Consider the following 11,040-nt stretch of genomic DNA (forward strand, 5'->3'; position numbering starts at 1 on the left):
ATATGTCACTTACAGTCGGTAATCTATATCATAATGCAATATCGTCATTTAACCTTAGCCTGCTTGCTGGCCAGGATGGTCTTGAACATACCGTGGAATGGGTCCACATGGTGGAGAGCATCGAAGTCTCCGAGTTCCTGCGTGGCAATGAAATGGTGTTCACTGCCGGGTATCTCAATGACCGTCCTGACTGGCTGTTGGATTTTGTCAAGACACTTTACAAGGCAAATGCAGCTGCATTGTTCGTGAATATCGGTCCATATATAAAAGGAGTTGATGATGATGTAATCAAATACTGCAATGAAGTAGGGTTTCCATTGTTTTCCGTACCTTGGCAGTCAAGGCTTGTGGATATCACGCGCTATTTTTCCCGTAGGATCATCCACAATGAGAAAGTAGAAAGAAATGTTGCCATGTCAATGAAGAACCTTATATTCAAGACAGGTGACAGGCAGGAAAGCATCAAGGCCATGCAACGGTTCGGCTATGTCACGGACAGCAAGTTCTCTTATGTGAACATTACCGTGGAAAGCGTTGACAATGACCGGCATCAGGAAAATATCAGGGCAATGAAGCGCCTCTTTCGAGCAACTTGCCGGACAAAAGAAAATCAATATCATCTGGCTGACTTACGAGAATAACATCATATGTGTACTTACTGAGGGAATTTTGATAAAGTACGTAAGTTCTGCTCTGAAGCATCAAGGGCAACTGCAGAGAAATACAGCCGACGCTACCATCTGTTCTGTGGTGTTTCTGACATTGCCCAGGGATATGACAATCAGTTGGTCAACTTTGAAAAATCTGTCAAGGCAAACTACATGGCGGTGAAACAAAGGAAAAAGGCTGGTGTTTCATACTGACCTTGATTTCTACAAACTGCTTCTGGACGTGAAAGACAAGACTTGCTTGCAGGGAGTACTATGATGAAATCTTGAAGCCGCTGGAAAACTATGATGCCAAGAACCATACGAAACTTACGGAATTCCTGCAGATATATCTAGGGTTGCAACGGCTCTCCCGCCGCCGTCGCAGAGCGGATATCCATACATCGCAACACAGTTGCAAACCAAGTCAAGAAGATTGAACACATTACAGGCTGCAATCTGCTGAGCCTGGATGATAAGGTCCGTTATGTAATTGCATTTGCGATAAGGGATCTGTTCTGAGTGGAGTGCATCTGCACATGGTCCTTTGGAATGTGTGACAGACGATTTGATTGACGGGTATAAGCTGAATCTATACACTTCAGGAAAGGAAAGACAACAGCATAAAAGGCAGTCTGTCTTTTTTCATTGTCTTGCAAAGGAAAGTACGATATGTCAACACAATTCACTACTGCAGGATGCGCTGTCATGGGTGAAAACGCACTTGAAGATGCTGCCGGAAAAATTGCTGCCTTGGGATCCAAGGCCCTTATCATTACAGGAAAGCATATCACGGCATCCGGAATCATCAGGATGCTTGCTGATTTACTGGAACAAAAATCAATCCGGTATTCAATATTCAATGAAATAACCGGTGAACCGACGGATAAAATGGTAGAAATGGCGGTTTCTGCCTATAAGGCAGAGAAATGCGACTTCATAATAGGAATCGGTGGCGGTTCTCCTCTTGACAGTGCTAAGGCCTGTGCAGCCATGAGCGTACTTGATGGAAGGATTCCTGATTATGCAGGAAAGGAAATCGTTGGGAACCTGCCACCTTTGGTGTTGATACCTACGACAGCAGGGACTGGCAGTGAGGTTACGAAGTTTACCGTCATAACAGATACAGCATCAGATGTAAAGATGTTGCTTAAAGGTGAGGCCTTGCTTCCTGATCTTGCAGTGGTAGACCCGAAGTTGACCTATGGTGCACCGAAGAGTGTCGTTGCAGCGACCGGAATCGATGCCCTTACGCACGCGGTCGAAGCATATACTTCAAAGAAGGCCACTCCTATGACCGATATCCTTGCCTTGTCAGCCATCAAGCGTATCTTCACATACCTTCCACGGTCATATAAGGACAAAAATGATGCAGAAGCACATGACGAAATGGCAATTGCTGCATATGAGGCAGGTATCTGCATCAACAATTCCTCCGTTACCGTCGTGCATGGCATGTCACGCCCTATCGGGGCTTTGTTTCATGTTCCTCATGGTGTTTCGAATGCCATGTTGATTGTGACCTGCCTGGACTATGTGCTTGACGGTTGCTATGGCCGTTTTGCTGAAATTGCACGGCAGATCGGTGCTGCAGGCAAGAACCTTGATGATGAGCATGCTGCGCATAAGTTCATCGATGCTCTCAAGGAATTGATCAAGGCTGTTGAAATCCCGACTACCAGGGAATATGGACTGGATATGGATAGATTTGAAGCCTTGAGTGACAAGATGGCCGGTGATGCACTTGCAAGCGGAAGTCCTTCAAATACCCGTAAGTCACTTTCCAAGAGTGATATCCTTGCAATGTATAGGCGTGCGACTATGTAAGGGAAACTATAGAAGAAAAAAGCATCGGGTTGATTACCGATGCTTTTTTTTACTTGGATACTTATCCTTTTGATTTCATGCACAATTATGACAAGAGAAATATTGATATTGAATGCTTTTCAGACGTATTTTTATAGAATCTGAATTATTTTGAAGTCTTGATAAATGAGATCAATGGAATTGGAGGAAACCTCATTTTACTTAGAATCTGATTTACATCGTTGCATAAAGTTGCTTCTAAAACCAACGAAATACAATTAAGAACTGTATCATTTTTCTGTTGCACGTCTTTGAAAGTTTCATCAGTTTTTATGCTTGCTATATAAAAAATTTCAATTGTTGCATCAACTTTTTTATCATGAAGAAAAGAACAATTATATTTAATAGTTGTTTCTGTTTTTCCTTTGTCCTTTGGAACAGAAATAGCCGTATTCATTTGTACTTCATATTTATTACCAGGTATAAATCTCTTTTTTACTTCAAAAGATGATTTTATCATTGAAAAATCAATAACATTAGTCATTTTCTTTCTCCACGTGATTGCTGATACTATAATAACTAAATTTTGAAGATTCTTCATGTGCAACTTCTAAATTAGCAATATCAACTGTAGTTTTTTCTGTATGTTCCCATTGGAAAGCTGTAACAATATATGGACTTCGTATATTCATATTTTTGTCAATAAGACAAAAATATGGCTTGCATCCAATTACATCTGATAATTCAACAAGTTTATCAAGTGTGAGATTTCGATCACCAGAAAGAAGAGAGGTTACAGCTGCTTTTGATTTTCCTAGTTTTTCTGCTATATCAATTTTTTTTAAATTATTTCGTAACATCCACTTATAAAATTCGCCAGTAACAACGTTTCTGAATGTCATTTTTTTAACATCCATATCATTGTCCAAGGCATTAAAGTCCTCTTTGAATTTTGTCAATCCGCCCATGTTTGTTTTCCTTTATACAATTCATTTCATTCAAATATTTATCTCGTTGATTTCTCATATTTTGTAGTTCTTTTTTAGGCCATTTTTGAACTTTCTTTATAATCCCATATATTGCAACTAATTTCTTTGGTTTAGGACACCATATGCATGCAATCCTCAATTGATGACATTTTATCTCCCAAACCTTTTCTTCCAGAGGCTTGAATTTTTCTTCATTACAGTAATTCAGAGGATCTGTGTTAATAGCATTCAAAACAGCAAATACTTTTTTTCGTTGTTTTGAATCTTCAAATTGTTCATCAGGAAAGTCATAAACAAGAGTTTTGTACTTTTTGATTTTTCCTTTTAAATTTTCATCGCAACCATAGACTACAAAAATAAAATCTTTTGTCCAAAGTTCAATCTCAAAGTTAACATAAACATTAACTTTTGTCAAATTTTCGTCCATTTCCTTATTGACTCCAAATCAAAACAAATTACTACTTTTTAGGGAAACTGCTACAAATGATCAGTTATCATATATAACCTACAAAACTAACAAGTTGTTTTTTTGTACCTTTTGGTGGCATCTATCTAACATTTGTTTTACCTGCTTTTGTTGTGATGGTATAAATTTTTCTGGTGGTAGGTCGATCGATGATTTTAACTTGGACTGGAATTCCAAATACAAAAGTTCTGAATACATAAGTGCATCGGCGTTTCCTGATGCAATGGAACTGACATGATATATTCCTTTGTAAAAGTAACCGTCGATGGAAATTAAACTAAAAAGACAGGATAATGAATAAGATTATTGAATTAATTGACAAGGAATTACCTATATGAAGGACAAGGTATTTGACCAATTCTTTATACATGAAGACTTGTTGGATTATCCTATGATATCACAGGAACTATACTGCAAAGAAAGGATAAGACGAATTGGACTATTATTCCTGTCTGGCATAAATCAGCATGCTTTTCAATTGCTTGAAGATGGCAGAAGGGGAACCGGTATATAAGAGTATCTGAAACCTGTTGCTATCTTTTGATCCCTCTGTAGCCATGGTCAAGCGGTCCCCTGCCATGCCCTAGGTCAAGCTTTGCTGCAATTGCCCCGTACACATAGGTCTTTGCCTCTTTTGTGGCTTCCTGCAGACTCAGTCCCCTTGCAAGATACGAGGCGATGGCACTGGAAAGGGTACAGCCGGTACCATGGGTGTTGGGATTGTCTACCATCGGGGAGGTAAGCCAAAGTGGTTGTCCCTTGTACCAGAGCAGGTCGTCGGCCCTGTCTTCCAAATGACCTCCTTTGACCAATACTGCCATCTTTGTTTTTTCAGCAATGATTTGAGCAGCTTGTTCCATTTCTTCTTTATTGTGTATTTCAAGACCTGAGAGTACGGCTGCTTCGAACAAGTTCGGTGTAATGATGTCTGCCATTGGCAGCAACTTGTCTATAAGCGTGCCGACTGCATCTTCCTGCAGCAATCTGCCTTTGCTGGTCGCAATCATTACAGGATCCAATACGATGTTCTTTGCTTTGTAAGCTGTAAGTCTTTCTGCTATCGTGCAAATAAGTGGCGCTGAAGCAACCATGCCAATCTTTACAGCATCCGGCCGTATATCAGAAAAGACACTGTCTATCTGTGCGCCTACCGATGCAGGGGAAATTTCTTCGATTTTCTGGACACCCATTGTATTCTGTGCCGTTACTGCAGTAATGACACTCATGCCGAATACACCATTTGCCAGCATGGTCTTTAAGTCTGCTTCTATTCCTGCGCCACCGCTGCAATCGCTTCCGGCTATTGCGAGTACTGTTTTCATACTATTGCCTCCAATTCTCTGAGATCTGTGATATTGTAAGGAACTCCATCAAGTTTTCCAGTTCCTATGTGAACCGTAGCAAAGCCGGCCTTCATGGCACTCGTCGCAGCGTGTACTGCATCTTCAACTACCAGGCTGCCGGTCCTGTCCAAGTGCAATCTTCTTGCAGTCTCACTGTAAAAGGCCGGTTCCCTTTTTGGAATGCCGATCTCTTTCTCACTGACAATACCGGAAAGCAAAGGAAGGATACCATTGTTTGAAAAGCAAGCTTCCAACAGGGGGCGGTCCGTGGCACTTGCAACAAATATCTCTATCTGTCTGTCTTTCAAGAAAGCAAGGACCTCTTCTGCATGCGGAAGCAGCTTGACTTTTTCCCCGTACCATTGCTGCAAGGTCTTGTCATACCAGACCTGCATGCTCTGCTTGGTTTCATCGAGCTTGAAACGATCAAGAAGGTAGATGATACCCTCCTCAACACTTTTTTCAGCCAGGATAGCATTGATGTCCACTGGTGGAACGATTCCCTTTGCCTTGAGCAGATTTACCGTAATGCTGTTCCAGATCCAAAGAGAATCGAGCAATGTGCCATCAGCATCAAAAATTACTGCGTCAAACACCGTGTAACCTCCTTTCTAAGTTCTTCGGTTGCTTCCTTTATATGTTTCTGTGCAAAGATAGCACTGACAATTGCTACGCCGGCAATTCCACAGCCTTCAAGTTGTGGAATGTTTTCCTTTGTAATGCCCCCGATACCGACGACCGGAATTGTCACTGCGTGACAGATGGACTGCAATATATCTGGTGACAGGTGGGATGCATCTGCCTTTGTCGAGGTAGGAAAGACCGCTCCGACCCCAAGGTAATCGGCACCGTTTGTTTCTGCCTGCAATGATTGTTCGATAGTGGAGGCCGAGACTCCCAGGATCATTGAAGAAGGAAGTTCCTTTTTTGCTCTGCTGCATTCAAGGTCACTCTGACCTACGTGAAGCCCATCTGCTTTTGCTGCCAGTGCAACGTCAAGTTCATCGTTGACGACCAAAGGTACTCCATACCGATGACAAAGTCTTGCAAGACTTTTTGCCTCTGCCACGTATTGGTCAAAGTCCAGTGCCTTTTCCCTTACCTGTAACATTGTAATACCACCGGACAAGGCCTCTTCCACAGCTTCTTCCAGTTTTTTCCCGTTCAACCAGCTTCTGTCTGTTATTCCATACAGCAGCAAGCTGTCAGCCAATGATTTCATAATGTGCCCTCCGATTCAGAACCTTTTCATCAATCAACCCGATGCTGTCGATGAGATGGATACCATAGGAAGCATTGCCTTCTCCTTCGTCCGACAGTTCCTTCGCTATTTCACCTGCAACATTCATCTGTGTGATTGCTGTTAGAGTTGCACCGAAAGGATCGTTTCCTGAAGCTAGGTAGGCTGCAATGACTGCAGTGACCATGCAGCCGGTTCCTGTGATGGAGGACATCATGGCATCTCCGTTCCTGAGGATTGCAGTCCGTACTCCATCGGAAACGATATCAATCTTGCCGCTTATGGCAATGATGCAACCAAGTTTGGAGGCAAGTGTTTTTGCCTGCTGTATCGTCCTGTCAAGCGAGGCATCCTCGATCTTGTCACCTTCGTCTGCATCTACTCCCCGTGTTGAAGTAGTTCCTGCCGCAATTGCCTTGATTTCAGAAGCATTTCCTCTGATTGCGCTGATTTTAAGTTCACAAAGCAACTTTCGGACTGATTCACGTCTGAAAGTCGAAGCACCGATACCGACAGGGTCAAGTACAATGGGCTTCCCTGCTGCATTTGCTGCTTTGCCGGCCTTGAGCATGTTGTTGATGATGGCTTCATTTGCTGTACCGATGTTGAGGTATAAGGCATCAGCCATTGTTGCGATTTCTGCTACTTCCTTCTCACAGTCTGCCATGGTAGGGGAAGCCCCGATTGAAAGCAGTATGTTTGCCACTTCATGGACTGTGACATAGTTTGTGATGCAGTGGACCAAAGGCTTCTTTTTCCTTACTGTTTCTGCAAGCATTTGTTTTTCTCCTTCAGTGATAGTAATTTTTCAGTACATATTTCCAGTACTGACGTGATGATAAGTACAGGAATAGACATGCCGAGTGCACAATTGATATGCAACAGATAGTGATAGAGCAGGAGACCTGCCAAGAAAACTACCAAAGAGGGGCCCTCAAGAAGTACCCTGGATGCGTTTTTTCTAAGGATGAAATAATCCGTAATCTGAATTGCAGCCATAGGTACAAAAATTGAGCTGATTGCATAAAGAAAAGGTTCCAGGCTTCCTGAAGGTACACTCAGTGCCAAGAGCAGTCCTATTGCAGTACAGATGATGGCAGAAGGGCGCTCTCTGAAGTCAAAGGTCTTCAAGGAAATGCCACAGGAATAAGCGTCAAGATAAGTAGTCGTGACAGTTGAGAGCACGATGACAAGGACACCGGCTACCGGAAGTCCGCTGTTTTTCAAAATGAGAGCAAAGTCGCTGCTTCCCTCATGCATTGCACAGCCAAGTCCGAGAAGATACATCCATGAGCTTGCGGCAAAGTAGACGATGGCACTGGCGAGAGGAATCTTTTCATTTGCTTTTTCTTCGCTGGTATAGTCTCCGATCAAAGGGAGCCATGACAAAGGCATGGCTATCGACAGTTCGAGCCCTGACCAGATTGTAATTGAATTGTCTATAGGCAACATGCCTCTTGTGGTCGTGAAGACTGTCCGGCTGGCTATGATGGTCAGAATGAACAGCAATGCCATGGTGACCGTAGGCAGGATGCCAGGTTCCTTGAAGTATGCAATGAGCCATACGAGGATAAGGAGTGCGATTGCGCTGGCCCATATTGCATAACCTAAGCGTGGGAGCAAAAGTTGGGCGGCACTTGCTCCGCTGTAGATCATGATTCCTGTCCACCCGACCAGTTGCAAAGCATTGAAGCCTGCAAATATACGGCTCCCGATTTTTCCAAAGGACAATGATGTACTGTCCATCGTTCCCATTCCTGTCTGCGTACCTATCAGGCCGACAAGGTACATCAATAGACAGCCTATCAGATGACCGATGATGATGACAAATATGCCCTTGTGCCATCCCAGAGGGGCAAGAAGGGTTCCTGTCATGATTTCTGCTATTGAAACTGCAGCTCCGAACCAAACCAGAGGAATTTTTTTCATGGATACATCCTTTATACTCCCTGAATTTTGGAATACAAAAGATGCAGTCAGCAGGCTCCCTCCGTTGGTATTGACCAAATCAGGTTCTAGGGTCGAGGTTGAAGACCTCCTCTCAGCCTGCTGACACAGACTCCCCTGCACAAAATATAAATCTATGGCTTATGCTACAGACAACAGTTCTTTTTATCAAGACCCTGTCGCAAACAGTAAATTTTATATCGGTATGCTACAGCTGTTTGTAAGGTGCAACACGACAAACAACAAGGATATTGCGCAACAAAATTGATTTGTTTTGGTTGTAATGTATTATTTTTGTTGCTATGTGTGTTGATTTGACCATTTGGCTATCTTTTGTTATATTTAAGTTGACAGAATGTGTTGCATATATGTAGTTGAGCAACACAGATGTGTTGCATGGATGTGTGTGGGTTCTTGGTTTATAAGATCCGATACAAGTATGACCATGATCTGGAAAGTGAATATATCCTCTACGATTATACGAACATAAGTTCCCTCGGCATCAATGCCTTTTTTATTCCTATCATTGCTGAACTGGAGGTGTACTATCATGTCAAGCAGAACCATACGTCCTGGAAGGGATTTCCGAGAACTGTTTACGCGCTGGAAAGGTAATCCGATTCTTACTGCTACCGATTGGCCATACTCGGTCAACACCGTGTTCAATCCCGGTGCCGTGGCCTATGACGGCAAAGTCTTGCTCTTGGCAAGAGCTGAGGACCGAAGAGGTTTTTCTCATTTGTCACGGGCAATCAGTACCAATGGAAAAGATGAGTGGGATATCTTTCCCAAGCCTGTCCTTTTTCCTTTGCAGGACTGTCCGGAGGAAAATTGGGGAGTAGAAGATCCTCGTATTACCTATATTGAGGAATTGGAAAAATATGCAGTGGTCTATACTGGTTTTTCATCTTCCGGCCCTATGGTCCGGCTTGCCCTTACTACCGATTTCATCAATTTTGGAGACAGGATTTCCATCATGCCTCCAGAGGACAAGGATGCTGCACTTTTTCCGAAACGGATTTTCGGCAGATGGGCCTTGATACATCGACCTATCGAACATGGTTCACATATCTGGATTTCCTATTCGGAAAATCTCAAGGACTGGGGAGACCATCATATCCTGTTGCCTACGCGCCCAGGAAGCTGGTGGGATTCTGCAAAGGTCGGTCTATGTACTCCGCCGCTTGAGACCAAGGAAGGCTGGTTGTTTATCTATCATGGAGTAAAGGGAACTGCTGCCGGATATATTTATCGTCTGGGACTTGCCTTGCTTGATTTGGATAATCCCAGCAAGGTTCTGAAACGAAGTGCCGGATGGGTATTTGGCCCAAGGGAACGATACGAAAAGAACGGGGATGTTCCTGATGTCGTGTTTCCCTGCGGTTGGATCCATGATGAAAAGAATGATGAATTGTCTATTTACTATGGAGCTGCAGATACAAGCATATGTCTGGCAACAGCCAAGTTGTCAGATGTGCTTGAGTATGTAATGAAATGCAGCAACTCGTATGAATGTCTTTAGAAGGAGAGAGCTATGGACGCAATATATCTTGTAGGAGGAAAAGGTACGAGACTCAGACCGCTGACGTATACGACGGTCAAGCCGATGGTACCGATAATGAACAGGCCTTTGTTGGAAAGGAAGCTTGGTCGTGCAGCGAGATCCGGTATCCGGCGTGCCATTTTGAGTACTGGATACAAGTCTGATATCATCGAAACCTACTTTAGTCAACATCCGATCAAAGGAATGCAGGTTCTTATAAAGAAAGAACTATCTCCGTTGGGTACCGGCGGCGCTATCAGGAATGCTGCGGCAGGACTGAGTGATGATTTTTTTGTGTTCAATGCTGATATATTGGAAGGCATAGATTTGGCGAAGATGGCACGTTGCCATAGACAGATGCATGCTGATGTTACCATTGCCGTGAAAAGGGTGGAAGACGTCAGGTCTTTTGGTGTTATTGAACAACGGGATGGATATGCCCATAGGTTCATTGAGAAACCACAGGCAGGAGAAACTTCAAGTCATCTTATCAACGCAGGTACTTATATCTTTTCCCCGGAAGTCATTTCACTTATTGCCCGAAATCAGGCAGTTTCTGTGGAGCGGGATGTCTTTCCTTTATTGTTGGAAAGGGGAAAGAAAATTGCAGTTTATCCGATTCGGTCCTATTGGCGTGACATCGGTAATCCTGAAGATTATCTGAGGGTACATGCAGATATCATGAAAGGTTTATACAGAATTCCGGAAGTAGATTACCGTAGCCAGCAGGTATACTGCAATGGCATTGCAACTACCTATCAGAACGATATGATGCGGGGACCCGTCTATATAGGAAAAAATGTACAGATTGGACCGGGAGCAGTAATCGGTCCCTATGCATGCATCGGAGACAACTGCCATATTCCAAGCGGTTGCCGCGTCGGTCGATCACTCTTATGGGAAAATGTACATCTTGGACGAAATGAGCAGACCTTTGGTTCCATAGTTACACCTTCTTGCCGTATCGATGGTTTGGAAGATGTCTTTGGTGATGTGAAATCTTCCCAGATTACCGATACTGCCGAGAATGTTGCTGCATTCCTGAATATAGAATAAGGA

12 protein-coding genes and 1 riboswitch are annotated in these 11,040 nt (G+C 43.3%); of the genes, 4 read left to right on the forward strand and 8 right to left on the reverse strand.

Annotated features, from left to right (window positions below; all coding sequences use genetic code 11):
• Positions 1-2 precede the first annotated feature (2 nt).
• Positions 3-641 (forward strand): PucR family transcriptional regulator ligand-binding domain-containing protein, encoded by a 639-nt coding sequence (locus LKE40_13820; protein MCH3918507.1) that lies wholly within the window; start codon positions 3-5, stop codon positions 639-641.
• A 678-nt stretch (positions 642-1,319) separates the two neighbouring features.
• Positions 1,320-2,474 carry an iron-containing alcohol dehydrogenase gene (locus LKE40_13825; GenBank protein MCH3918508.1) on the forward strand — a complete coding sequence of 385 codons (1,155 nt, stop codon included), beginning with the start codon at positions 1,320-1,322 and terminating at the stop codon, positions 2,472-2,474.
• Positions 2,475-2,619: 145 nt separating this feature from the next.
• Here LKE40_13825 and LKE40_13830 read toward each other — a convergent pair whose 3' ends face one another.
• From LKE40_13830 to cytX, 8 genes are all read right to left on the reverse strand, one after another.
• Positions 2,620-2,997 (reverse strand): hypothetical protein, encoded by a 378-nt coding sequence (locus LKE40_13830; GenBank protein ID MCH3918509.1) that lies wholly within the window; start codon positions 2,995-2,997, stop codon positions 2,620-2,622.
• Positions 2,990-3,421 carry a helix-turn-helix domain-containing protein gene (locus LKE40_13835; GenBank protein MCH3918510.1) on the reverse strand — a complete coding sequence of 144 codons (432 nt, stop codon included), beginning with the start codon at positions 3,419-3,421 and terminating at the stop codon, positions 2,990-2,992. The genes LKE40_13830 and LKE40_13835 overlap by 8 nt, the downstream gene beginning before the upstream one ends.
• A complete protein-coding gene (locus LKE40_13840; GenBank protein ID MCH3918511.1) occupies positions 3,387-3,869 on the reverse strand; it encodes a type II toxin-antitoxin system RelE/ParE family toxin in 483 nt (160 codons plus the stop codon). The genes LKE40_13835 and LKE40_13840 overlap by 35 nt, the downstream gene beginning before the upstream one ends.
• 572 nt (positions 3,870-4,441) lie before the next feature.
• Positions 4,442-5,230 (reverse strand): bifunctional hydroxymethylpyrimidine kinase/phosphomethylpyrimidine kinase, encoded by a 789-nt coding sequence (gene thiD / locus LKE40_13845; protein ID MCH3918512.1) that lies wholly within the window; start codon positions 5,228-5,230, stop codon positions 4,442-4,444.
• Positions 5,227-5,847, reverse strand: coding sequence for an HAD family phosphatase (locus tag LKE40_13850; protein MCH3918513.1), 621 nt, complete (start codon positions 5,845-5,847; stop codon positions 5,227-5,229). The genes thiD and LKE40_13850 overlap by 4 nt, the downstream gene beginning before the upstream one ends.
• Complete coding sequence (gene thiE, locus LKE40_13855; protein ID MCH3918514.1) at positions 5,832-6,473, reverse strand: thiamine phosphate synthase; 642 nt, start codon at positions 6,471-6,473, stop codon at positions 5,832-5,834. The genes LKE40_13850 and thiE overlap by 16 nt, the downstream gene beginning before the upstream one ends.
• A complete protein-coding gene (gene thiM, locus LKE40_13860; protein MCH3918515.1) occupies positions 6,457-7,269 on the reverse strand; it encodes a hydroxyethylthiazole kinase in 813 nt (270 codons plus the stop codon). Before thiM ends, thiE begins: the two co-directional genes overlap by 17 nt.
• Positions 7,251-8,420: a putative hydroxymethylpyrimidine transporter CytX gene (gene cytX, locus LKE40_13865; GenBank protein ID MCH3918516.1), complete on the reverse strand. Its 1,170-nt coding sequence runs from the start codon at positions 8,418-8,420 to the stop codon at positions 7,251-7,253. The genes thiM and cytX overlap by 19 nt, the downstream gene beginning before the upstream one ends.
• A 39-nt stretch (positions 8,421-8,459) precedes the next feature.
• Positions 8,460-8,567, reverse strand: a riboswitch (TPP riboswitch).
• A 421-nt stretch (positions 8,568-8,988) separates the two neighbouring features.
• Between cytX and LKE40_13870 the strand changes: the two genes are divergently transcribed.
• Positions 8,989-9,960 (forward strand): glycosidase, encoded by a 972-nt coding sequence (locus tag LKE40_13870; protein MCH3918517.1) that lies wholly within the window; start codon positions 8,989-8,991, stop codon positions 9,958-9,960.
• Between the two features lie 12 nt (positions 9,961-9,972).
• On the forward strand, positions 9,973-11,037 hold the full coding sequence (locus tag LKE40_13875) for an NDP-sugar synthase (GenBank protein MCH3918518.1): 1,065 nt from the start codon (positions 9,973-9,975) through the stop codon (positions 11,035-11,037).
• The last annotated feature ends 3 nt before the right edge of the window (positions 11,038-11,040 follow it).

The sequence above is a fragment of the Spirochaetia bacterium genome, from assembly GCA_022482625.1.
Lineage (GTDB): Bacteria > Spirochaetota > Spirochaetia > Sphaerochaetales > Sphaerochaetaceae > Pleomorphochaeta.